This is a genomic window from Mesorhizobium sp. B2-8-1 (genome assembly GCF_006440955.1).
Taxonomy (GTDB): Bacteria; Pseudomonadota; Alphaproteobacteria; order Rhizobiales; family Rhizobiaceae; genus Mesorhizobium.
Window position 1 is genome coordinate 507223 of record NZ_VFTX01000003.1, and the last position, 23238, is coordinate 530460.

Genomic DNA, 23238 nt, shown 5'->3' on the forward strand with positions numbered 1-23238 from the left:
AACAAGCGGGCGTTGCAGATGGGCAAAGCCGGGTGACATGCCGCAACGGCACGCAGCAGTTGCAGCGGGGCCGTGCACATGGAACGACAGCGTGCAAGCATGGTAAGAGGTCGACAAGGGACCAGGGAAGGCCACTTCATGACCGAAGCTGACAGCCGGGAAAACCTGATGACGGATGGCGAGGCGGACGGGGGTGAGCCTGTGCGGCGCATTCCCGACATCATCTCGCTGGTCAAGGATACCTATGCCGAGCTGCGTCCGGCCGAGCGCCGCGTCGCCGATGTCGTGCTCGACGACGTCAAATACGCGGTCGATGCCTCCAACGCCGCCCTTGCCCAGCGTGCCGGCGTCAGCGAACCGACGGTGACCCGCTTCTGCCGCGCCATCGGCTGCGAGGGCGTGCGTGATTTCAAGCTGAAGCTGGCGCAGAGCCTCGTCGTCGGCGCGCTCTATCTGGACACTTCGCCAGCCAGGGAGAACGACACCGGCATGCCGTTCTGGAACGCGGTGTTCGGCGAAGCGCGGCGGGCGCTGCAGGAGGCCGAGCGGCAGCTCGATCCGGTCCAGCTGCAGAAGGCCGCCGAGCTGATCGCCAAGGCGCGCCAGGTTACGGTATTCGGACTGGGCGGCAGTTCCTCGGCGCTGGCGCAGGAAACGCAGTACCGGCTGTTTCGCTACGGCATATCGATCAGCGCGCAATGCGACCCTTATCTCATGCGCATGACCGCCTCGACCTTGAAGCCCGGCGACCTGGTGATCGCCATTTCGGCGACGGGGCGCACGCGCGAGGTGATCGAGGCGGTCGAACTCGCCAAGCACTACCGCGCCAATGCCATCTGCGTGACGGCGCCCGACACCGAGCTCGCGCGCGTCGGCGACGTCAGGCTGACCGTAGCGGTGCCGGAATATCCCGATACGCTGAAGCCGACGGCATCGCGCTTCGCCTTTTTGGCCATGATCGACCTCATGGCGGTGGCTGCCGCCTACAAGCTCGACGGCTCGGCCCGCGAGACGGTCCGCCGCATCAAATACAATGCCCAGATCCACCGCACCGGCAACGAGATGGAGCCGCTCGGGGATTAGGACGTTTTTTCCTTCTCCCCTTGTGGGAGAAGGTGGATCGGCGCGCAGCGCCGAGACGGTTGAGGGGTGGGTGACGGAGTGCCGGCCGTGCCGAGCTGGAGCACCCCTCATCCGACCTCGCTCCGCGAGGCCACCTTCTCCCACAAGGGGAGAAGGGAACACCGGACAGCGCCAACGCGAAAAAGAGGGAAACAAATGCTCGAAATAGCACCATCGCAACAGGCAGCCGCATGGCTCGGCGCTTTCGACAAGGCGCTCGAAGCCGGTGACATAGCGGCCGCGGCCAACCTGTTCGTCGACGATTGCTACTGGCGTGACCTCCTGACCTTCACCTGGAACGTCACCACGATGGAAGGGCGCGAGGCGATCGCCGACATGCTGAAGGCGACGCTGGCAGCGACGCGGCCGGCAAGATGGCAGCTCACCGGCGAAGCCACCTCGGACGAGGGGATAATCGAGGCCTGGTTCACCTTCGAGACCGCCGTGGCCTCGGGCCAGGGCATCATGCGCCTGCGCGACGGCCGCTGCCGGACATTGTTCACGGCAATGACCGACCTGAAAGGATTCGAGGAGCGCAAGGGCGCGACGCGGCCGCTGGGCGTGCGCCACAAGGCCGACCCGGAGCGCGAGACCTGGTCGGAGGCGCGCGCGCGCGAGACCCGCGAGCTTGGCGCTTCCGAGCAGCCCTATTGCCTGGTCATCGGCGGCGGCCAGGGCGGCATCATGCTGGGCGCGCGGCTCAGGCAGCTCGGCGTGCCCTCGATCGTCATCGAGAAGAATGCCCGGCCGGGCGATTCCTGGCGCAAGCGCTACCGCACCCTCGTGCTGCACGATCCGGTCTGGTACGACCATCTGCCTTACATTCCGTTTCCCGACAATTGGCCGGTCTTCACGCCCAAGGACAAGATGGGCGACTGGCTGGAAATGTACACGCGCGTCATGGAGCTCAACTATTGGGTCGCCACCAGATGCGTCAGCGCCAGCTATGACGAGGCCGAGAAGGTCTGGACCGTGGTCGTGGACCGCGTCGGCCAGCACATCACGCTGAAGCCCAAGCACATCGTCTTCGCCACCGGCGCCTACGGTCCGGCGCGGCCGATCGACCTGCCGGGCGCCGACCGGTTCAAGGGCGAGATCCTGCATTCCAGCCAGTATTCCAGGGGCGAGAAGTTCCGCGGCAAAAAGGTCGCCGTCATCGGCGCGGCGAGCTCCGGGCATGACGTCTGCGTCGATCTCTGGGAAAGCGGCGCCGAGGTCACCATGATCCAGCGTTCGCCGACGACCGTGGTCAAGTCGGACACGCTGATGGAAGTCGGTTTCGAGATCTTTTCGGAGAACGCGCTGGCGCGCGGCATCACCACCGAAAAGGCCGACATGATCGTCGCTTCGACGCCCTTTGCACTGGTGCCCAAGGGCCAGCGGGCGCTCTATGACGTTATCCGCACGCGCGACGCGGCTTTTTACGAACGCCTCGCCGCCGCCGGCTTCGCCCTCGACTTCGGTGACGACGAGACCGGCCTGCTGATGAAGGCCTACCGCACCGGCTCCGGCTACTACATCGATGTCGGCGCTTCGGACCTGATCATCGACGGCAAGATCGGCATCCGCAGCGGCGTGGCGATCAAGTCGCTGACGGCGAAAGGCATTCTCTTCGAGGACGGCAGCGAACTTGAAGCCGACGCCATCATCGCCTGCACCGGCTATCAGTCGATGAACGAAACCGTGGCGCAAATCGTCTCGCGCGAGGTCGCCGACAGGGTCGGCCCGTGCTGGGGCCTCGGCTCCGGCTTCAAGGGCGACCCCGGGCCATGGCAGGGCGAATTGCGCAACATGTGGAAACCGACGGCACAGGAAGGGCTGTGGTTCCACGGCGGCAATCTGGCGCTCTCGCGCTTCTATTCGAAATATGTGGCGCTGCAGATCAAGGCGCGGATGGAGGGGATTCATACGCCGGTTTACGGGGCGGTCAGCAACGCGCGACGGTGAAGCGGAAGCGTTGCTTCGAGGGAAGGTCGACCCCCACTCCGTCGAGCTTCGCTCGACACCTCTCCCCCGATCGACGGGGGAGAGGAAGGGCGCGAGCTTATGCCGGGAGGCTCCCTTCTCTCCCTCCGGAGGGGGGAGAGGTGGCGCTGCGGAGCAGCGACGGAGTGGGGGAAGCCATTCGCCAAACGCGCAGCCGCGGCAAGACAGGCGGCGCAGTGCTACCGAGATCAATCAATCATGCCGGTGCCCAAAGTGCCTGGCCGCGATCTCGACATGCGTATGCCCCACATGCGCCTCGAAACGCTCGGTGTCGCCGAGATCGTTCATCATCTCGTTCGGCCACCAGGCGCCGCCGATGGCGATGCCTTCGCAGACCAGCCGCTGGTCGGCGACCAGCGAGGCGCCGACCGCGTCGATGAAGGTGAAGCGGCCGGAATGCTGCCGCAGCAGCGCGACGTCGCCGGCGGTTCCGACCTTGAGCGTGCCCAGATCAGGCCGCGCGATCGCCTGCGCCGGCGCTTGGGTGGCGGCGCGCAACACCTCGACCAGCGGCATGCCGAGCGCCAGCAGCTTCGACATGCACACCAGTATGTCGAAGGCCGGACCGTCGACGCAGTAGAGATGCACGTCGCTCGAGATGACGTCGGGCGCCAGCCCTTCGGCCAGCATGGCGCGAGCGACCTCGAAGTCGAACGAGCCCATGCCGTGGCCGAGATCGAAGATGACGCCACGCTCGCGCGCCAGCCGCATGTCGGGCCGCACGGCGCCGGAGGCGAAGACCGGCGCGTTCGGAAACGGTCGGAAGCAGTGGGTGAGAATGTCGCCCCTGCGCAGGCGCGGCAGCACTTCCGAGCGCCCGGGCGGCGGTTCGTCTATGTGCGCCATCAGCGGCAGACCGGATTTGTCGGCCGCCTCCAGCGCCAGATCGACCGGCGCGATGCCGCTGGTGCCGCCGGCATGCTTGCCGGAGCGGACCTTGACGCCGACGACGACGTCCGCGTGCTCGCGCACCGCCGCCACCACCTCACGCGGTTCGCAGAGCCTGAGATCGCTGCACTCGCCGACCGAGACGGTCTGCGAGAAGCCGAAAATGCCGGCGAAGGAGATGTTGACATAGGCCAGGATGCGCACCTTCGAGCGCTCCATGACATGGCGGCGGAAGCCGAGGAAATTGCCGGCGCCGGCACTGCCGGCATCAATGAAGGTGGTGGTGCCGCTCTTGGCCGCCAGCCGGTCGGCATCGACGCCGAGCGAGGTGCCGCCCCAATAGACGTGGCTGTGCAGGTCGACGAGGCCGGGCGCCACGATGCAGCCCTTGGCATCGATAACGCTGGCCGCCCGGTCGGCGGGAATGTCGGCGTCGATGGCGGCGACGCGGCCATTGGCGATGGCAAGATCGCGCGGCGCGTCGAGCCCGGCCGCCGGATCGATCAGCCGCCCGCCCTTGAACAGAAGATCAAATTGCATCGGGCGCGCCTCTCCGCTTCGTTCCATCCTCGCCGACGGCCGTCAGAGCGGCCGGTAGGCGACGGCTTCCACTTCGATCTTGATGTCGATCATCAGCCGCGATTCGACCGTGGTGCGGGCCGGCGGGTTCTTCGGGAAATGCCTGGCATAGACGGCGTTGAAGGCGCCGAAGTCGCGCGCGTCCTCCAGCCAGACGGTGGTCTTGACCACATCGTCCATGGTGCAGCCGGCCAGCGCGAGCGCCGCTTTGACGTTGGAAAGCACCTGCTCCGTCTGTTCGGATATGCCGCCCCTGACCACGATGCCGTCGCCGCCGACCGGCACCTGGCCCGAGATATAGACGAAGTCGCCGGCCCGCACCGCGGGTGACAGCGGGACATGCGACGTTCCAAAACATTGCTTGGGCAAGAGCGGACCTCCTCTGATGCTATGACGGGACACGATGGGAGCGCCCGCTTCGGCCGAGATTTACCCCGATCGAGGCGATCCCGATAGAGGTCTTGTTGGAAAGCAACATTCCTGGAAATCCATGTTGCTTTATTACAGAAGCGCTTGCATCGTGCGCGCTCGCCGGCCGGGCCTGAAACGGACGGGCGCATTTCCAGAGCGGAGAACCGAGAATGACCTTCGACAAGAACCCGTTTCCATCAGGTGATGCCGACCGCCACGCCCTCTGGGAGATGCTGGTGCGGCGCGACATCGATGCCTTCATCGGTCAGGACTGGTCCATGGTCGAGGACGATTTCATCGCCGAAAGCTTCTTCGGCATGCATGCGCATTTTCTTGCCAACGCCGACGCCTGGCGGCTGCAGTTCCCGCGGCTGGAGATCTATCGCGACGAGTGGCTGCGCCAGGCCAAGGAAACGGCGGCGACCAAATTCGCCGAGCCGCTGCGCGAGGCGCTGTTCCGCGTCACCAATCTGCGCGACATTGATGTCGACGGCGACCGCGCCGTGCTGCACAAGAAATTCGACGGCACCGTCGCCAAGGCGGATGGCGGCGTCGATCGGCTGAAATGGCAGACGCTGTATTTCTGCAGGAAGGTCGGCGGCAGCTGGAAGATCGCGGGCTTCGTCGGCTACATGCCCTATCCGCTGGGAGGCTGATAGCGCCTGTTGTCGAGGGCGGGTCGGTTTTTGCAACCGATCCGACGATCAGTAGAGCGTCACGAAGGGCGGGAACAGCAGCCCGCTCTCCCGGAGATATTCGATCAGCTCGATGGCCGGGAAAATGGCCAGGAAATAGAGCCCGTCATAGAAGGTGCGCTTCAGCGCGCGCGTCGAGAATTGCAACTCGTCATTGTCGCGGTAAAGCAGCGGGTTCGGCCAGAAGCGCGGCGTGGCCTTGGTGTAGGCGAGATAGGCCGGGCCGAATTTGCCCAGGAGGTATTCGGCTTCCTTGCGCGCCGTGACGCGGAAGATGAGGAAGCTGGCAGCGCCCAGCGCCACGGCCGCCAGAACCGAGCCGTAGAGCAGTCCGATACCGACAGCGCCCACCGTCGAGAAGAAATAGAGTGGGTTCTGACTTATCGAGAACGGTCCGATCGAGACCAGTTCCTCGTTTTTCTTGCCGCCGACATAGAGGATGCTCCAGAGCCGGCCGGCGACGCAGGCGAGCACCAGACAGAAGCCGAGGAATTCGAGCGTCTCGTGGCCTTGCGAGCCCTCGTTGAGCCCAGGCTTGGTGAGGAACAGAAGCAGGACCGCGAGCACCGCCGCCACTCGCACGAAAATCAGCCGTTTGCGCTGGACGAAGGCCTCTGAGACCGGCTTGAGGGAAGCGTAGGTCATTCGTGTTTTCCTGGGGCGCTGGCGAGGCCCGCGTGCACTCGGGCACGCCATTGATGGCGGATACAAGGCAATCGCTTTCTATCAAAGCAGCGCACGACGTTCGTAAAGCCTTTTTGCGCCAACCAGGTCCAACCTTACGAATTTGTATGCCGGCGGACAGGCTGGAGTGAAGTCGCTTCCATATCATTGCGATGCCGGTCCGCCATGGGCCGACATCAACTATGGCCGCCGGACCACCGGCATCGGACAGGGACTGGTTTCATGAGAAGATTTGCACTTGCCATTGCGGTGGGCAGCCTCGCTGTCTCGGCTTCGATCTCGCCCGTTTTCGCCGCCACCGCACCTTGCGAGGACACACTGAAGGCTCTTCGCGCGGCGGAGGCTACGGTTAAGCTCGGCGCCTCCGACAAGGCGAAGGTCTCGGAACTGGAGAGCCAGGGCATCGAACGCTGCAATGCCGACGATGATAAGCGCGCCGACGACTTCTTCGCCCAGGCCATGAAGGTCATAGGCAAGTAAGTCCGCGAATCACAAACCGCAGGACATCCGCCATGCTCACTTCCAACGCGCAAAAGCCCGCCGGATCGACCCACAACAGGGTCCCGGACGTCACCGCCGATTTCTGGCTGATCAAGCTGATGGCGGTGACCATGGGCGAGACGGCGGCTGACTATCTCGCCGTCAACCTTGGCCTTGGGCTGACCGCCACGTCGTTGATCATGACCGGCGTCCTAGTCGTTGCCCTTGCCCTCCAGTTCGCCCAGAAACGCTACGTGCCCTGGGCTTACTGGCTGGCGGTGGTGCTGATCAGCGTCGTCGGCACGCTGATATCAGACAATCTGGTCGACAATTTCGGCGTGCGTCTCGAAACGACCACGATCGCCTTCACCGTCATGCTCGCCGCCACATTCGCTGTTTGGTATGCAAGCGAGCGGACGCTGTCGATCCACACCATCTTCACCACCCGGCGCGAGATCTTCTACTGGCTGGCGATCCTGTTCACCTTCTCGCTCGGCACCGCCGCCGGCGATCTCGTCGCCGAGAGCTTCGACATGGGCTACCTGACGACCGGCCTGCTGTTCGGCGGCGTAATCGCGGTCATCGCGGGTGCCTATTACCTGCTTCATCTGGACGGCATTCTCGCCTTCTGGCTCGCCTATATCCTGACGCGGCCACTTGGCGCCTCCTTCGGCGATCTGCTGTCGCAGCCAGTCGAATATGGCGGCCTCGGTTTCGGCACCACCTTCACCAGCCTGATCTTCCTCGGCTGCATCATTGCCCTGGTTCTCTACATGACGCTGAAGAAGACCGCAGACGATGCCGACGAGATCTTGCTGGAATCGGACTGACGCCGGACAAGCGCAGCCGAGCTTGCCGGCCACGTGCCATCCTAGGAACGGACCCACGCCGGTGCTAGCCTGTTCCCAACATCGGCAATCAACCGGAACAGCGATGCGACTTCTTCTTGTCGAGGATGACCACAGGACGGCTGACTACATCGTCAGGGGCCTGACCGAGGCCGGCCATGTCTGCGACCTATTGCGCAACGGGCACGACGCGCTCTTCGCCGCGACCAGCGGCGGCTATGACGTGATCGTGGCCGACCGGATGATCCCAGGCCTCGACGGCCTGTCGATGGTTAAGGCGGTCCGTGCGGCGGGCGTGCGCACGCCGGCGATCTTTCTCACGTCCGTCGGCGGCATCGACGACCGTGTCGAGGGCCTCGAGGCTGGCGGCGACGACTATCTGGTCAAGCCTTTCGCCTTTTCCGAATTGCTTGCCCGCATCAATGCGCTCGGCCGCAGGCCGGCCGCACTGGAGCAGAAGACCGTTCTGCGGGTAGCCGACCTCGAAATGGACCTGATCATGCGCCGCGTTGCCAGGCAGGGCCAGCCGATCGACCTGCAACCGCGTGAGTTCAGCCTGTTGGAAGTGCTGATGCGCGGCGAGGGCCGGGTGATCACCCGCACCATGCTCCTGGAGCGCGTCTGGGATTTCCATTTCGATCCCAGGACCAGCGTCGTCGAGACCCATATCAGCCGCTTGCGGGCCAAGATCGACAGGCCTTTCGAAACCCAGCTCATCCATACGGTCCGCAATACCGGCTACAGCCTGCACGCACCGCTTTCACCATGACCGCAACATGGTCCCGGCTGCCGCGCAGCACGCCGTTCCGGCTCGCCTTGACGTTCGCCCTCCTGTTCATGCTGGCTTTCGTGCTGTCCGGCGCCATCGTCTACCGGATGATGAGCGCCGATCTTGCGGGACGGCTCGACGAAACCATCAGGGAAACCTACTCGGTCGTCGCCGCAACGTATACCGAGAGCGACCTCGAGGACCTGATCGCCACGGTCGAGAGTCATTCGCAGCTCAGCTCCAAGAAGGAACAGCTCTTTTCGCTGACCGACGCGGCCGGCAACCGTCTGGCCGGCAACTTCACCGCGGCTGGAGTTCCCGACGGGTTCTCGATGCTCGACGCAAAAATGCCCGGTGTGCCGGCCGGTGCCCAATACCGTGCCTATTCCGGCTCGATTGGCGGCAACAATCTGACGATCGCCTTCAGCCTGTCCGAGACGGAGGAACTGGAAACTATCATACTGATGAGCTTCGGCTGGGCGACGCTGATCATCGCCGGGCTGGCGGTGGCCGGCGGCGCCTTGCTCGCCTCGCGCGTTCAGCGCCGGCTCGACGGCATTGCCGCCACTATGGTGGATGTCTCGCATGGCCGGCTGGATACCCGCATTCCACTGACCGGCAATGGCGACGACATCGACGTCGTGTCCAATCAGGTCAATGCGGCTCTTGATCGTCTGTCGGCGCTGGTCGAAGGCATGAAGCAGGTCAGCGCCGACATTGCGCACGATCTGAAGACGCCGCTCAATCGGCTGCAGATGATTCTGGAGGGCGCGGCCGACAAGGCGGCGCAGGATCAGGATGTCTCCGGCGACCTGGCCGACGCGCGCGCGGAGGGTCACCAGATCAACGAGACCTTTGACGCGCTGCTTAGAATTGCACAGATCGAGGCTGGCGCGCGCAAGGCGCGCTTTACCGATGTCGATCTCGGCGAGATTCTGCAAACCATCGCCGAGATCTACACCGAGGTGGCAGAGGACGACTGCAAGTCGCTGTCGTCGCAGCGGCTGGACGGGACGACGGACCGGATCCATGGCGATCGCGAGCTGCTGATGCAGATGTTCGCCAACCTGGTCGAGAATGCGCTGCGCCATTGCCCGCCCGGCACCGCGATCAAATTGTCGGCCGAACGCCGGGACGAGCATATCCTGGCCAGAGTCGCCGACAACGGTCCTGGCATCCCGGCGTACGAGCGTGAAAAAGTGTTCCAGCGGCTCTACCGGCTGGACCACAGCCGCTCGACGCCAGGCAGCGGCCTCGGCCTCAGCCTCGTTAGGGCCATCGCCGACCTGCACGGCGCATCGATCACGCTTGAGGACTGCCGGCCGGGTCTCGCCGTGATGGTGAGTTTCCCGCTGGCGTCGGGTTAGCCGGCGATAGACCTGGATCCTCTGTCCGTCATCCCGGTCTTACGGATCCGTAAGGCGCCGGCCAGCTGCCCGACAACTCGCCTCGCTAGGATCGACCGATCTTCTCTCGATCCGGGGGAAGCGGGGCGGCAACTGTAATCGTTCCGACCCCTCGATGCCGAACCACTTCGGCACCACAACAAGCGTTAGGAGAAAAGACCATGAGGAAATTCGTCATCGCCGCCGCGACAGTGCTGGCGGCCGCATCCTCGACGGCAGCCCTTGCAAGGACGGTTACCAGCACCATCGTCAATGTCGATGCAAAGGGCGACGCCATCACGCTGGCCGACGGCAAGACGCTGAACCTGCCGGAGGGCATAGAGGTCGAGACGCTGAAGCCCGGCAAGAAGGTGATCGTCACCTATTCGACGAAATCCGGCAAATCGCTGGTCTCGAACATCCAGCCTGCCAAGTAAAGGCGGCACGACCGGGCCGCCTGCGGCCCGGTTTTTCACCGGTGATCACCGATCGATCCGCGTCGACAGGATGATCGATGACGACGTCCGTTCGACGCCTTCGAGGGCGCCGATCTGGTCGAGCAGCGTGTCCAGGTCCTTGATCGACGGCGCGTCGGCGATGACGATCATGTCGAAATTGCCGCTCACCGAATGCAGCGTCCTGACCGGCGCCAGGGCTCGCAGGCTGCGCACCACCTTGTCGGCGAGCTTGGGCGTTACGGTGAGCAGCACATGCGCCCGCACCAGTCCCTGTTCATAATCGGGCGCAAGCTTGACGCCGTAGCCGGCTATGATGCCGCGCTGCTCCAGCCGTTCGATGCGGCTCTGCACCGTGGTGCGCGACACGCCGAGCCGGCGCGCCAGAGCGGCGGTCGAGGCGCGGGCGTTCTCGCGCAACAGGACAAGCAGGGCCTGGTCGGCATCACTCAGCATTTCAACGAACCTGGTCGGCATATCGGCAAAAAGGGTACTTCATTTCGTACAATTCCACGCTTCCTTTCGTCCGGCAAGCCGCGATTGTAGCGGGACAAATCAACTGTCGGGCGAGGGAACCGGGTCATGAAGAAAATTGTTGTCGTCGGCGCCGGCAAGATCGGCTCGACCATTGCCGAGATGCTGTTTTCAACCGGGGACTATCACGTCACTCTCGTTGACCGCTCGGCCGCGCAGCTTGCCGCGGCCGAACTGCCTGACGGGGTCGAGACGCTGGAACTCGACATCGCGGCCGCGGGCACGCTGGAAGCTGCGCTCGCCGGAAAATTCGCGGTGCTCAGCGCCGCTCCCTTCCATCTGACCACGCGCATCGCCGAAGCCGCCGCAAGCGCCGACGTGCATTATCTCGACCTCACCGAGGACGTCGTCTCGACCCGGCGCGTGAAGGAACTGGCGCGTTCGGCCAACAACGCCTTCATCCCGCAATGCGGGCTGGCGCCGGGCTTCATCTCGATCGTCGCCAACGACCTCGCCAGCCGTTTCGATACGCTGGAGAGCGTGCGCATGCGGGTCGGCGCGCTGCCGCAATATCCTTCGAACGCGCTGAACTACAATCTGACCTGGAGCACCGACGGCGTCATCAACGAATATTGCGAGCCCTGCGAGGCGATCGTCGAGGGCGAGCTGGTCGAGGTGCCGCCGCTGGAGGAGCGTGAGGAATTCTCGCTCGACGGGGTGACCTACGAGGCCTTCAACACCTCCGGCGGGCTCGGCACGCTGGCCGAGACGCTGAAGGGCAAGGTGCGCACGCTCAACTATCGCACCATCCGCTATCCCGGCCACGCCGCCATCATGAAGGCGCTGCTCAACGACCTCGGCCTGCGCCACCGCCGCGAGGTGCTGAAGGACATTTTCGAAAGCGCGCTGCCAGCGACGCTGCAGGACGTGGTCATCGTCTTCGTCACCGTCTCGGGGCGCAAGAACGGCCGCCTGCTGCAGGAGACCTACGCCAACAAGATCTATTCGAAGCGGGTCGGCCAGACGGTGCGCAGCGCCATCCAGATCACCACGGCATCGGGAATCTGCGCCGTGCTCGACATGCTGGCCGACGGCACCTTGCCGGCGACTGGCTTCGTCAAGCAGGAGGACATCGCGCTCGACGCCTTCCTCGCCAACCGCTTCGGCCGTGCCTACGCCCAGCACGAGATGGTCAGCCGGCTGGCGAGCTGACGCGCCCCAGCGGACGGCCAAGGCCCTCGGGACAACGGCCAGGTCCGTCTGGCCTATGGCCGTGCGAGGCCTTTGCCCGCAAAGTGGTTGCGAACACCCCTTGCGAGGATGCCATGCGAAAGCTGATCTCCACCGGTTCGCCCTTCGAGAAGACCGCCGGCTATTCGCGCGCCGTGGTGCAGGGCGACTGGTGTTTCGTGTCCGGAACGACCGGCTATGACTATGCCTCGATGACGATGCCGGAAACGGTCGAGGCGCAGACGCGCAATTGCCTGGCAACCATCGCCAGTGCCTTGCGGGACGGCGGCTTCGACATGGAAGATGTGGTGCGCGCGCATTACTATATCACCGACCAGGCCTTCGTCGACGTGGTGTTCCCCATTCTCGGCGAAGCGTTCGGCGAGATCAGGCCGGCGGCAACGATGATCGTGTGCCAGCTCAACAGACCGGAGATGAAGATCGAAATCGAGGTGACGGCGCTTCGGCGCACAGACTGAGGAGGCCAATGCCATGGCAGTGCGGCGTATCGTAGCCAATATCGAAACAAAGGACGCGGCATCGGCGAGGCGCTTCTACCATGACGTGCTCGGCCTCGATGTGCTCATGGATCAAGGCTGGATCGTCACCTACGGGTCCGAGGAAAGGATGCAGGTACAGGTCAGCTTCATGGCGCAAGGCGGGTCGGGCACGCCGGTGCCGGACCTGTCGATCGAGGTCGACGACGTTGATGCCGCACTCGACGCCATGAAGGCAGCCGGCTTCGCCATCGAATACGGGCCGGCCGACGAGCCCTGGGGCGTGCGGCGCTTCTATGTGCGCGACCCTTTCAACCGGCTGGTCAACATTCTCTCGCATCGGTGAAACATCTGCAAAGCGCCGAGGCGACTGCTGACCTGGACATGCTGGCGGGACAGCGCCCCCCTCTGGCCTGGCGGCCATCTCCCCCTCAAGGGGGGGAGATTACGCACTTAGCCGCCTTCGCCAATTGTTCTTCCTTGCGTCGCAACCGCTTGGCGGTTAGCAAGGCCGCGGTCGCACAGCGCCGCGCGCCTCATTGGCGCGCGAAGGATGCTGTGCAAATCGAAACGCATTCTTTCTGGGACGGCTCTCCATGGCTTCGAAACATCTCTTCCTGCTTCCCGGCGACGGCATCGGCCCCGAGGCCATGGCCGAGGTCAAGAAGCTGATAGCGGCCATGAACGAGAAGCTCGGCAGCGGCTTCGCCACCGACGAGGGGCTGGTCGGCGGCTGCGCCTACGATGCACATGGTGCCGCGATTTCCGATGCCGACATGGAAAAGGCTGTTGCCGCCGACGCCGTGCTGTTCGGGGCCGTCGGCGGTCCGAAATGGGATGCCGTGCCTTACGAGGTTCGCCCCGAGGCCGGCCTGCTGCGCCTGCGCAAGGACATGGAGCTGTTTGCCAATCTCAGGCCCGCGATCTGCTATCCGGCGCTGGCGGCGTCCTCCTCGCTGAAGCAAGAGGTGGTCGAAGGCCTCGACATATTGATCGTGCGCGAACTGACCGGCGGCGTCTATTTCGGCGAGCCCAAGCAGATCATCGATCTCGGCAACGGCCAGAAGCGCGGCATCGACACCCAGGTCTACGACACATTCGAGATCGAGCGCATTTCGGGCGTCGCCTTCGAATTGGCGCGCACGCGCAAGAACCATGTCACCTCGATGGAAAAGCGCAACGTCATGAAGTCCGGCGTGTTGTGGAACGAGGTCGTCACCCAGACCCACAAGGCCCGATATTCCGACGTCAAGCTCGACCACATGCTGGCCGATGCCGGCGGCATGCAACTGGTGCGCTGGCCCAAGCAGTTCGACGTCATCGTCACCGATAACCTGTTCGGCGACATGCTGTCCGATATCGCCGCCATGCTGACCGGCTCGATCGGCATGCTGCCTTCCGCCTCGCTCGGCGCGCCTGATGCCAAGACCAAGAAGCGCAAGGCGCTTTACGAGCCGGTGCACGGTTCGGCGCCCGATATCGCCGGCAAGGGCATCGCCAACCCGATCGCCATGATCGCTTCCTTCGCCATGTGCCTGCGCTATTCCTTCGCCATGGTCGATGAAGCCGACAAGCTCGAAGCGGCAATCGCCGCCGTGCTCGACGACGGGCTGCGCACCAAGGACATCCTCTCCGCCGGCATGACCGAGGTCGGCACCGTCGAGATGAGCGACGCGATCATCGCCAAGTTCCTGGGCTGAGCCCATGATGATCGCCGTCCGCTGGGCGACGACCGGCGACGCGACGGCGCTCGCCACGATGCTGTGCGACATGGCGGTGTACTACCGGCAGCCGCCGCTCGACCACGAGCGCGCCTTGTCGGCGGCACGCAAATGGCTGGATGAGGAAAGCCCGGCCTATCCGCATTTCGCGCTGGCCTTCATCGGGGCCGAGATCAGCGGCCTGGCGTCGGTAGCGATCGCGCATCCCGGCATCGACCTCGAGCGGCTATTGTTCCTCAAGGATCTGTTCGTGCGCGACAAGGCTCGCAACGCTGGGGTCGGCCGGGCGCTGGTCGGCTTTCTCGCCGACCATTGCCGGCGCAACGGCATCGGCCGCATCGACCTGACCACCGAGGACTGGAACGAAGGCGCGCTGCGCTTCTACGACCGGCTTGGCGCCGAACGCCACGGCCAGAAGATCTTTCTCAGGCTTTCGGGCGAGGCGCTGGGGGCGGTCAGACCCTGACGCCCGCCGGCACCGGTCCCCAAGGATTTTCGCCCAGCTGAGGCGGCATAAGCCCGAAGACTAGCACGGCGATGCCGCCAATGAGCGGGACGAAGCAAAGCAGGGCAAACCAGCCGCTCAGGCCGGCGTCATGCGCACGCCGTACGAGGAGCGCAATGCAAGGCAGGATCAATCCCGAAAAGAAAACCAGTAGGGGTATGAACCCTATGAACCCCATCGGCGTCCTGTCCGCGTTGGTTTCGAAGCCGTTGATCGCCAGTTCAACAAGTATCCCGAAGCCGAAAAGCGCGAGCACCCCGAGGGTGTAGAATAGCCAGAAGGCCCAGAATTCCTTGCGGCGGGAGCGTCCGGTGAAATTACCATAATCCGCGATCACCGCGCGCCAGAAATAAGCCCACAGCCCTGTGGAGTAGGCGGGACGGCTTCGGGCAGAACGGCTGGTCTGCCGTGGCTGACTGGTGGTTGACGACGATGCGGCCGAGGCCGTGGCGACAATGTTGTGCGCCGTGCCGTCGCCCGGCTGGAACTCGACAAGGGTACCCTTGCCGAGGGGCAGTTCCAGGCTGAAATCGATACGGGAAAAGATGTAGCGTTTGCCGTCGGTTCCGTTGATGTAACCGTAGTCCTGGCCTTCGTCATAGTGGAACACCGTCCCGCGCATGCTCTGCCCCATTTCACATTGCGTCGCGAGACGCTACTTAAAGTTGCACGTAATTGCAATACGCACGCAGGGCTACGTTCTGGCGCCCGCCGGCACCGGTCCCCACTGGTTCTCCCGGGCCTGGGTCGGGATGAGCGCGAAGACCAGGATGATCAGGCTGCCGATGGTGGGGATCAGGATCACCAGGAAAAGCCAGCCGGTCAGGCCGATATCGTGCAGACGACGCACGGTCATGCCGAGGCCAGGCAGAAAGGTCGCAAGTAGGAAAAGGCCGAACAGGCCAATCGTCACCGCCGGCATTTCAGCGTCGTCGAGATTGCCCATCGCGGCATCGGCGAAAATGCCGATGCCGGTCACTGCCAGCAGCGCGACGAACCAGAACAGGCAATAGGCCCAGTATTCCTTGCGGCGGGCGCGGCCGGTGAAGTTGAAATAATTCTCGGTGATGCCGCGCCAGAAATAACCCCACAGGCCGGGCTCGGCCGGCCCGGTGCTGGCGGCGCGGCCAAAATGCCGCGGCTGTGCGATTTGAGCAGCGGAAGAGACGGACGCACCGGTTCGCGCATGGGCGCCGGCGGCCACGCCGGTTGGAGGCGCGGATTGGGCGCCGGCCGGGAAGATGTCGCGCGCCTGGCCGCCGCCGGGCTGGAATTCAACGGCCGTGCCTCGGGCAATTGCGATTTCGCGGCGCAGATCCTCACGCGCGAAAGTATAGCGCTCACCATCCGCCCCGGTGATGAAGCCGAAGCCCTGGGTCTCGTCATAGTGAAGAACTTCGCCGCGCATGCCCCGATCCCCCGAACGCCCGACCAGACTGTTCAAAGTTCCGGCGGATCGCAAGGGGCAGCATGAAAATGCGACGGCTGGCGCGGCAGCCATCGTGACGACATGGCCGGGAGATCTCAGCTCGGCCGCTTCTTCGCCTTCTTGGGTTTCGGCGGTCCGGCGTTGTCGAATTTCGGCTTGCCCGGCTTTTTCGCCCAGGGCTTCGCGTCAGATGCGGCGGGGCGCTGGTCGCCAGCCGGCGCGCGCTTCTCGAATTTGCGCTTCGGCGCGTTCGGGTCGAACGGCGCCTTGCCGCGATGCGGTTTCTTGTCCGGACTTGGCGGCTGGTAGCCGGCGCGCGACAGGTCCGGCATGCCGTCCAGCCGTTTCACCACGATGTTACCCTGCAATTTGCGGTCGGGACCAACGGCGGCGAGGAAACGGTCGGCCCAGTCGGCGGCGATCTGCACGAAGGTCTCTTCCGGCTGCATCTTGATGGCGCCGATCTCGCGCTTGGTGATGCTGCCGGTGCGGCACAGCATCGGAATCAGCCAGCGTGGCTCGGCATTCTGCCGGCGCCCGACCGACAGCGAAAACCAGACGCTGGCGCCGAAATCGTCGCGGCGGCTGGGCGCCTCGTCGCGGCGCGCGAAGTTTTCGCCCGCCGGTCTTTCACGCGACGGCGTGAACGGCGCGACGTCCATCAGATCCTCTGGCGCCGAGCGGCTCGAGCGGCACAGCCGCACGAAGGCGGCCGTCACCTGCTCGGCGCCGCGCTTGGCGAGAAGCGCGTCGATGAAGCCGCGTTCGTCGTCCTTCACCGGTTCGTCGAAGGCGGGATCGGCAAGGATGCGCTCGTCGTCGCGGCGGATCACGTCGTCGGCGGATGGCGGACTTGCCCATGTCGCGGTCAGCTTTGCGCTCGCCAGCAGGCGTTCAGTGCGCCTGCGGGCGCTGTTGGGCACGATCAGCGCGCTGACGCCCTTGCGACCCGCGCGTCCGGTGCGGCCGCTTCGGTGCAGCAGCGTTTCCGGGTTGGTCGGCAGGTCGGCGTGGATGACCAGCTCCAGATTGGGCAGGTCGATGCCGCGCGCCGCGACGTCGGTGGCGATGCAGACCTTGGCGCGGCCATCGCGCATCGCCTGCAGCGCGTGGCTGCGTTCGTTCTGGCTGAGCTCGCCCGAGAGCGCGACGACGGAAAAATTGCGGTTGTTGAAGCGTGCGGTGAGATGGTTGACGGCGGCACGGGTGTTGCAGAACACCAGCGCGTTTTTCGCTTCGTAGAAACGCAGCACATTGATGATGGCGTTCTCGCGATCGGCCTGGGCGACGCCGAGCGCCCGGTATTCGATGTCGAGATGCTGCTTCTCCTCGCCGGCGGCCGAGATGCGCACGGCGTCACGTTGATAGCCCTGGGCGAGGGTTGCGATGGAGCGCGGCACGGTGGCCGAAAACATCAGCGTGCGGCGCTCGGCGGGGGCGGCGTCGAGGATGAATTCCAGGTCCTCGCGAAAACCGAGATCGAGCATCTCGTCGGCTTCGTCCAGCACCACCGCCTTCAGCGCCGACATGTCGAGCGAGTTTCGCGTGATGTGGTCGCGCAGCCGCCCGGGCGTGCCGACGACGATATGGGCGCCGCGTTCCAGCGCGCGCCGTTCGGTACGCATGTCCATGCCGCCGACGCAGGAGGCGACCGTGGCGCCGGTCAGCTCGTAGAGCCATTCCAGTTCGCGCGTCACCTGCAGCGCCAGCTCGCGCGTCGGCGCCACCGCCAGCGCCAGCGGGGCCGCGGCATGGGCAAAGCGGTCGGCGCCGCCCAGGAGCGTCGGCGCCATGGCAAGGCCGAAGGCCACCGTCTTGCCGGAGCCGGTCTGCGCCGACACCAGCGCGTCGGCCTGGCCAAGTTCCAGGACCGCCTTCTGCACCGGCGTCAGCTCGGCATAGCCGCGTTTTTCCAGCGCCTTTGCCAGCGCAGGAACAAGTGCTTCGAAGTTGGACATCTCACTCTTTCGGAATTCAGGGCTTGCGCTCATCATGGAGCACATACAGGGCTGGCGCAGCGCCAGCCAGACGATCTCGCCCGTTCGTACTTGCTGGCGCCGCTCTTGTACAGGGCAGGCGGCCCCGCCTTCCCTTCTCCCGCAAGGAGGGAAGGAAGAAACACCACTGATTGACTCCTGCCGCAAACCGCGTAAAAGCCCGCTTCGAACGGGATCGTTTTTCGATGCGCGGCCTTTTGATGGCTCTTCTTGCATTCGATGCCCCCAGCCGCAATGAGCATCATTGCGCCGGGCGTTTCGGCGCGTCCCCCCGTTCCAGCAAAGTAACGGCCAAAACCACCACCAAAACGGTGTGATTCCCTTGGCCTGACCACCCTCTCCCGGGTTCGGCCCGGGGGACGGAACCCGCACCTGGCCGGCGGGTTTTCTCCAACAACCAAGCGGAGAGGGATAGGAGATCTTTATGAGTTTCAAGGTTGCGGTAGTTGGCGCCACGGGCAATGTGGGCCGCGAAATGCTCAACATACTGGAAGAGCGCGGTTTTCCGGTCAGCGAAGTGGTGGCGCTTGCCTCGCGCCGCAGCCAGGGCACGGAAGTGTCGTTCGGCGACCGCACGCTGAAGGTCCGCGCACTCGACACCTACGACTTTTCCGACACCGACATCTGCATCATGTCGGCCGGCGGCAATGTCTCGAAGGAATGGTCACCCAAGATCGGCAAGCAGGGCTGCGTCGTCATCGACAATTCCTCGGCCTTCCGCTACGACGCCGACGTGCCGCTGATCGTCCCGGAAGTGAACCCGGATGCGATCTCGCTGTTCACCCGCAAGAACATCATCGCCAACCCGAATTGCTCGACGGCGCAGCTCGTCGTGGCGCTGAAGCCGCTGCATGACGCGGCCACCATCAAGCGCATCGTCGTGGCCACCTACCAGTCGGTGTCGGGCGCCGGCAAGGAAGGCATGGACGAGCTGTTCACGCAGACCCGCGCCGTGTTCGTCGCCGACCAGGTCGACGTCAAGAAGTTCACCAAGCGCATCGCCTTCAACGTGATCCCGCATATCGACGTTTTCCTCGATGACGGCTTCACCAAGGAAGAGTGGAAGATGGTCGCCGAGACCAAGAAGATGCTCGATCCCAAGATCAAGCTGACGGCGACCTGCGTGCGCGTGCCGGTGTTCATCGGCCATTCGGAAGCGGTCAACATCGAGTTCGAGAACCCGATCACCGCCGACGAGGCGCGCGACATCCTGCGCGAGGCGCCGGGCTGCCAGGTCTTGGACAAGCGCGAGGACGGCGGCTACATCACGCCGCTGGAATCGGCCGGCGAGGACGCCACCTTCATCTCGCGCATCCGCGAGGATTCGACCATCGACAACGGCCTGTCGATGTGGATCGTTTCCGACAATCTGCGCAAGGGCGCCGCCCTCAACGCAGTGCAGATCGCCGAACTGCTGGTCGAGCGCGGCCTGATCCAGCCGAAGAAGAAGGCAGCCTGACGGCTGTTTGGCTTTCGCTCGCGGGCCGCACCGCCGCTGCCGCGGCTGGCCCTCCGCGAGGGCGCCGGACGACCGGCGGCCCGCAGTCGCGGGCTCGGCCTTCGGCCGTTAGCTCACCTTCCCCCCGTCCTTATATGGGGAGAAGGTGCCGGCAGGCGGATGAGGGGGCGCCGGCCTATGTCCGATTTTCCGCCGCCAGTTCCCGCAGCAACCTCATCGCTTCCTCGGCCCGGTTGACCGGCACGAACAGATGGTCATGATAGAAGGCGGAGACGGGATTGACGCCCATGCCGGCGGCGGCGAGGCGTGCGGTGATGGCGGCGAGGAAGCCGACGGCTTCCAGCGACGAATGGATGTTCAGCGTTATCATGCGGCAGCGGAAAACGGCTCCCAGCCCGGCTGCCTGCGCCTCGTCTTCGGGCAGGATCAATGTCGTGCCTTCGCATTCGCGAAACAGCATGACCGCTTCGAGTCCTTCCGGAACCGATACACCCGCCGGCAGCGTGGCGAAGACATGGATGCCGGCAATCAATTGCGGCGTCATCGACGCCAGCAATGTCTTCAGATCTGTCTCTCCGGCCATATTGCCTGCTCTTGGTCTGAGGGGCCACGCCCGCCGGCTCTTCATATACGCGACCGAAGCGCGCCGATAGCCACGCCGGCGCGCTGCACGGACAACCCGGCGAGAGAACTGCGCTGCGGCGTGAGAACATCAACGATTTCAAATGCTTGCTGGAGATCGGCATGGCCTTGGCAGGCGCGGCGAAGCACCGGCCTTCAATGTCTAGGGATCAAATCGGCCGCCTGGGAGTTAGGAACATGGCGGCGAGGACGGCGATCCCCGTGAGAGAGGAACGACAATGAAGAAAATCATGACCATTCTGGTGCTGACGGCAGCGCTTGGCGCCTGTTCGCAGACGGAAAAAGGCGCGGCCGTCGGCGGCCTGGGCGGAGCAGCGGTCGGCGCGGCGGTGGCGGGCGATCCCGTCCAGGGCGCCGTGGTCGGCGGCGCGGTCGGTGCCGTGGCCGGCGCGCTGATCGGGCGGGCCAGCGAACCGGGCCGCTGCCGTTATCGCGACAGCCGCGGCCATGTCTATGTCGATCGTTGCCCGAGCGGCTATTGAGCGGCAGCATCCGCACAATGAATTCGAAATAGAAAACGGCGGGCTAAGGGCCCGCCGTTTCGAAAAAGACGATCGGTGATCGATTACTCGGCCGTGGCGGGCTCCGCCTCGGCCGGCGCGGCCGCAGCCGCCGCGACGGCGGCAGCGGCGTCGTCCTGCGCCTTCTTCAGAAGCGCGGCGCGCTCCTGTGCCTTCTTGCCGGGCTCGGCCTTTTTCGGATTGGAACGGGCGTCGCGCTTGGCGAGGCCGGCCTCATCGAGGAAGCGCAGCACGCGGTCGGTCGGCTGGGCGCCGTGCGACAGCCAGTGCTTGACGCGCTCGGCGTCAACCTTGACGCGCTCGCCGTCCTTCGGCAGCAGCGGGTTCCACGAGCCGAGCGACTCGATGAAACGGCCGTCGCGCGGCGAGCGCGCGTCGGCGACGACGACGTGGTAGTAGGGACGCTTCTTCGAGCCCGCGCGGGCCAGTCTGATCTTCAGTGCCATTTCTTATCTCCTAAAAGCTCTGATTTCGTTGGTAGGGTTGCGGCTAAATCTTTGTCTTCAGCCGGTTTTCGTCACGCCGTTGGCAGCGGCGATCTGTTCGTGGTGGCGGATCACTTCGCGGACGACGAAGTTGAGGAATTTCTCCGCGAAATCCGGGTCGAGATGCGCATCGTCCGCGAGCTGGCGAAGACGGGCGATCTGCTGCTGCTCGCGCGCCGGATCGGCCGGCGGCAAGCCATGCTCGGCCTTGAGCAGGCCGACCGCCTTGGTGCAGCGGAAGCGCTCGGCCAGCATGTGGATGAGGGCGGCATCGATGTTGTCGATCGAAGCACGGTAGCCGGCCAGGATGGTGCGGGCGTCCGCCATGTCCTTTTCCTCGTTCATCGCGTCCTCACTTCTTCTTGCCGAGGCCAGGCAGGCCACCGCCGCCGAGACCGGGAAGCCCGGGAAGCTTCATGCCGCCGGGCAAGCCGGGCAGGCCACCGCCGCCGGGAAGGCCGCTGGGCAGGCCCTTTATGCCGGCGGCCTGCGCCTGCTTCTGCAAGGCTTCGAGCTGCTTGGGATCCATCTTGGAGAGGTCAGGCATGCCGCCCATGCCACCGGGCATCATGCCGCCGAGGCCCATCTTGGAGGCGAGCCCGCCCATCATGCCGCGCATCAGGCCGCCGCCTTTGCCCTTGCCGCCCATCGCCTTCATCATGTCGGCCATGCCGCGATGCATCTTCAAGAGCTTGTTGATCTCGGCCGCGTCGGTGCCGGAGCCGGCGGCGATGCGCTTCTTGCGCGAGTGCTTGAGAATGTCGGGGTTGGCGCGCTCGGCCTTGGTCATCGAGGAGATGATGGCGAGTTGGCGGCCGAACATCTTGTCGTCGAGACCGGCGGCGGCCATCTGGTCCTTCATCTTGCCCATGCCGGGCATCATGCCCATGATGCCGCCCATGCCGCCCATTTTCGACATCTGCTGAAGCTGCTGGGCGAGATCGTTCAGGTCGAACTTGCCCGACTGCATCTTTTTGGCCATCGCCGCCGCCTGCTCGGCATCGATGTTCTCGGCGGCTTTTTCGACAAGCGAAACGATGTCGCCCATGCCGAGAATGCGGTCGGCGATGCGCTTGGGATGAAATTCCTCCAGCCCGTCCATCTTCTCGCCGGTGCCGATCAGCTTGATCGGCTTGCCGGTGACGGCGCGCATCGAGAGCGCGGCGCCGCCACGGCCGTCGCCGTCCATGCGGGTCAGTACCAGCCCGGTGATGCCGACGCGCTCGTCGAAGCTCTTGGCGAGGTTGACGGCGTCCTGGCCGGTCAAGGAGTCGGCGACCAGCAGGATCTCGTGCGGGCCCGACACCTTCTTGATGTCGGCCATCTCGACCATCAGCGGCTCGTCGATATGGGTGCGGCCGGCAGTGTCGAGGATGACCACGTCGTGACCGCCGAGCCTGGCCGCTTGCACGGCGCGTTTGGCGATATCGACCGGGTTCTGGCCGGCCACGACAGGCAGCGTCGCCACCTTGACCTGCTCGCCGAGCTGGCGCAACTGCTCCTGCGCGGCGGGGCGCCGCGTGTCGAGCGAGGCCATCAGGACCTTCTTGTTCTGACGCTCGGTGAGCCGCTTGGCGATCTTGGCCGAGGTCGTCGTCTTGCCGGAACCCTGCAGGCCGACCATCATGACGACGACAGGCGCCGGTGCGTTGAGGTCGACGGCGACGCCTTCGGCGCCGAGCATGTCGACCAGCTCGTCATGCACGATCTTGACGACCATCTGGCCGGGCTTGATCGACTTCAGCACCGCCGCGCCGACCGCCTTCTCGCGCACCTTGTCGGTGAAGGAGCGCACCACTTCCAGCGCCACGTCGGCCTCGAGCAGCGCACGGCGCACCTCGCGGAGCGCCGCCGAGACATCCGCCTCCGACAGCGCGCCGCGGCCGGTCAGGCCGTTCAGGATGGAGCCAAGGCGCTCCTGAAGTGATTCAAACATTCTGTTTCCTTTTCCCTGGCAACCGGATGGTGCCCGAGAG

26 protein-coding genes are annotated in these 23238 nt (G+C 64.8%); 15 read left to right on the top strand and 11 right to left on the bottom strand.

The genetic code is table 11. The features are described 5' to 3' along the window. Positions 1–138 precede the first annotated feature (138 nt). Together FJ428_RS10865 and FJ428_RS10870 are read left to right on the top strand one after the other, a co-directional pair. Positions 139–1083, top strand: coding sequence for a MurR/RpiR family transcriptional regulator (locus tag FJ428_RS10865; protein WP_140563895.1), 945 nt, complete (start codon positions 139–141; stop codon positions 1081–1083). Between the two features lie 195 nt (positions 1084–1278). After that, positions 1279–3069, top strand: coding sequence for an NAD(P)/FAD-dependent oxidoreductase (locus tag FJ428_RS10870; RefSeq protein ID WP_140650092.1), 1791 nt, complete (start codon positions 1279–1281; stop codon positions 3067–3069). 231 nt (positions 3070–3300) lie between these two features. Here FJ428_RS10870 and FJ428_RS10875 read toward each other — a convergent pair whose 3' ends face one another. After that, the gene (locus tag FJ428_RS10875) at positions 3301–4536 is read right to left on the bottom strand and encodes an amidohydrolase/deacetylase family metallohydrolase (RefSeq protein WP_140650094.1); all 1236 of its coding nucleotides are present in this window, start codon (positions 4534–4536) and stop codon (positions 3301–3303) included. Positions 4537–4578: 42 nt separating this feature from the next. Beyond that, the gene (locus tag FJ428_RS10880; protein WP_140524551.1) at positions 4579–4944 is read right to left on the bottom strand and encodes a RidA family protein; all 366 of its coding nucleotides are present in this window, start codon (positions 4942–4944) and stop codon (positions 4579–4581) included. Between the two features lie 212 nt (positions 4945–5156). On the opposite strand from FJ428_RS10880, the gene FJ428_RS10885 reads away from it, so the two are divergent. Next, the gene (locus FJ428_RS10885; protein ID WP_140662655.1) at positions 5157–5642 is read left to right on the top strand and encodes a hypothetical protein; all 486 of its coding nucleotides are present in this window, start codon (positions 5157–5159) and stop codon (positions 5640–5642) included. A gap of 48 nt (positions 5643–5690) precedes the next feature. Here the strand turns inward: FJ428_RS10885 and FJ428_RS10890 are convergent, their stop codons facing one another. Next, positions 5691–6326, bottom strand: a complete 636-nt coding sequence (locus tag FJ428_RS10890) for an isoprenylcysteine carboxylmethyltransferase family protein (RefSeq protein ID WP_140625358.1) — start codon at positions 6324–6326, stop codon at positions 5691–5693. Between the two features lie 261 nt (positions 6327–6587). Between FJ428_RS10890 and FJ428_RS10895 the strand changes: the two genes are divergently transcribed. From FJ428_RS10895 to FJ428_RS10915, 5 genes are all read left to right on the top strand, one after another. Next, positions 6588–6845: a hypothetical protein gene (locus tag FJ428_RS10895; RefSeq protein ID WP_140514048.1), complete on the top strand. Its 258-nt coding sequence runs from the start codon at positions 6588–6590 to the stop codon at positions 6843–6845. A 32-nt stretch (positions 6846–6877) separates the two neighbouring features. Then, complete coding sequence (locus tag FJ428_RS10900; RefSeq protein ID WP_140492106.1) at positions 6878–7675, top strand: hypothetical protein; 798 nt, start codon at positions 6878–6880, stop codon at positions 7673–7675. A 103-nt stretch (positions 7676–7778) separates the two neighbouring features. Next, positions 7779–8462 carry a winged helix-turn-helix domain-containing protein gene (locus FJ428_RS10905; protein ID WP_140492109.1) on the top strand — a complete coding sequence of 228 codons (684 nt, stop codon included), beginning with the start codon at positions 7779–7781 and terminating at the stop codon, positions 8460–8462. Beyond that, the gene (locus FJ428_RS10910; RefSeq protein ID WP_140559206.1) at positions 8459–9829 is read left to right on the top strand and encodes an ATP-binding protein; all 1371 of its coding nucleotides are present in this window, start codon (positions 8459–8461) and stop codon (positions 9827–9829) included. Before FJ428_RS10905 ends, FJ428_RS10910 begins: the two co-directional genes overlap by 4 nt. Positions 9830–10029: 200 nt before the next feature. Continuing rightward, the gene (locus tag FJ428_RS10915; protein WP_140492115.1) at positions 10030–10284 is read left to right on the top strand and encodes a DUF1344 domain-containing protein; all 255 of its coding nucleotides are present in this window, start codon (positions 10030–10032) and stop codon (positions 10282–10284) included. Positions 10285–10329: 45 nt separating this feature from the next. Here FJ428_RS10915 and FJ428_RS10920 read toward each other — a convergent pair whose 3' ends face one another. Next, positions 10330–10758 carry an Lrp/AsnC family transcriptional regulator gene (locus FJ428_RS10920; RefSeq protein WP_140559207.1) on the bottom strand — a complete coding sequence of 143 codons (429 nt, stop codon included), beginning with the start codon at positions 10756–10758 and terminating at the stop codon, positions 10330–10332. A gap of 126 nt (positions 10759–10884) precedes the next feature. On the opposite strand from FJ428_RS10920, the gene FJ428_RS10925 reads away from it, so the two are divergent. The 5 genes from FJ428_RS10925 (at position 10885) to FJ428_RS10945 (ending at position 14690) form a co-directional block, all read left to right on the top strand. Continuing rightward, positions 10885–11988, top strand: a complete 1104-nt coding sequence (locus tag FJ428_RS10925; protein WP_140524555.1) for a saccharopine dehydrogenase family protein — start codon at positions 10885–10887, stop codon at positions 11986–11988. Between the two features lie 113 nt (positions 11989–12101). After that, the gene (locus FJ428_RS10930; RefSeq protein WP_140524557.1) at positions 12102–12485 is read left to right on the top strand and encodes a RidA family protein; all 384 of its coding nucleotides are present in this window, start codon (positions 12102–12104) and stop codon (positions 12483–12485) included. A gap of 13 nt (positions 12486–12498) precedes the next feature. Beyond that, positions 12499–12849, top strand: coding sequence for a VOC family protein (locus tag FJ428_RS10935; protein ID WP_140559208.1), 351 nt, complete (start codon positions 12499–12501; stop codon positions 12847–12849). A 250-nt stretch (positions 12850–13099) separates the two neighbouring features. Then, a complete protein-coding gene (leuB, locus tag FJ428_RS10940) occupies positions 13100–14203 on the top strand; it encodes a 3-isopropylmalate dehydrogenase (RefSeq protein WP_140514043.1) in 1104 nt (367 codons plus the stop codon). 4 nt (positions 14204–14207) lie between these two features. Then, positions 14208–14690 carry a GNAT family N-acetyltransferase gene (locus FJ428_RS10945; protein WP_140559209.1) on the top strand — a complete coding sequence of 161 codons (483 nt, stop codon included), beginning with the start codon at positions 14208–14210 and terminating at the stop codon, positions 14688–14690. Here FJ428_RS10945 and FJ428_RS10950 read toward each other — a convergent pair. From FJ428_RS10950 to FJ428_RS10960, 3 genes are all read right to left on the bottom strand, one after another. Continuing rightward, positions 14680–15351, bottom strand: a complete 672-nt coding sequence (locus tag FJ428_RS10950) for a DUF805 domain-containing protein (protein WP_140514041.1) — start codon at positions 15349–15351, stop codon at positions 14680–14682. The genes FJ428_RS10945 and FJ428_RS10950 overlap by 11 nt on opposite strands. Positions 15352–15423: 72 nt before the next feature. Continuing rightward, complete coding sequence (locus FJ428_RS10955; RefSeq protein ID WP_140492138.1) at positions 15424–16137, bottom strand: DUF805 domain-containing protein; 714 nt, start codon at positions 16135–16137, stop codon at positions 15424–15426. 116 nt (positions 16138–16253) lie between these two features. After that, positions 16254–18116 carry a DEAD/DEAH box helicase gene (locus tag FJ428_RS10960; protein WP_140879432.1) on the bottom strand — a complete coding sequence of 621 codons (1863 nt, stop codon included), beginning with the start codon at positions 18114–18116 and terminating at the stop codon, positions 16254–16256. Between the two features lie 463 nt (positions 18117–18579). Between FJ428_RS10960 and FJ428_RS10970 the strand changes: the two genes are divergently transcribed. Continuing rightward, a complete protein-coding gene (locus tag FJ428_RS10970) occupies positions 18580–19614 on the top strand; it encodes an aspartate-semialdehyde dehydrogenase (RefSeq protein WP_140492147.1) in 1035 nt (344 codons plus the stop codon). Positions 19615–19789: 175 nt separating this feature from the next. Here FJ428_RS10970 and FJ428_RS10975 read toward each other — a convergent pair whose 3' ends face one another. Further along, the gene (locus FJ428_RS10975) at positions 19790–20197 is read right to left on the bottom strand and encodes an ACT domain-containing protein (RefSeq protein ID WP_140879433.1); all 408 of its coding nucleotides are present in this window, start codon (positions 20195–20197) and stop codon (positions 19790–19792) included. A gap of 277 nt (positions 20198–20474) precedes the next feature. Between FJ428_RS10975 and FJ428_RS10980 the strand changes: the two genes are divergently transcribed. Continuing rightward, positions 20475–20738, top strand: a complete 264-nt coding sequence (locus FJ428_RS10980) for a glycine zipper domain-containing protein (protein WP_140492153.1) — start codon at positions 20475–20477, stop codon at positions 20736–20738. An 83-nt stretch (positions 20739–20821) separates the two neighbouring features. On the opposite strand, the gene rpsP is transcribed toward FJ428_RS10980, so the two are convergent. Genes rpsP through ffh form a run of 3 tightly spaced genes read right to left on the bottom strand, consistent with a single transcriptional unit; the run spans position 20822 to position 23198 of the window. Further along, entirely contained in the window at positions 20822–21223 is a 402-nt protein-coding gene (gene rpsP / locus FJ428_RS10985) for a 30S ribosomal protein S16 (RefSeq protein ID WP_140492156.1), read from the bottom strand. Between the two features lie 57 nt (positions 21224–21280). After that, the gene (locus tag FJ428_RS10990; protein WP_140492160.1) at positions 21281–21607 is read right to left on the bottom strand and encodes a chorismate mutase; all 327 of its coding nucleotides are present in this window, start codon (positions 21605–21607) and stop codon (positions 21281–21283) included. Positions 21608–21614: 7 nt separating this feature from the next. Continuing rightward, positions 21615–23198 (bottom strand): signal recognition particle protein, encoded by a 1584-nt coding sequence (gene ffh / locus FJ428_RS10995; protein WP_140879434.1) that lies wholly within the window; start codon positions 23196–23198, stop codon positions 21615–21617. Positions 23199–23238: the final 40 nt, after the last annotated feature.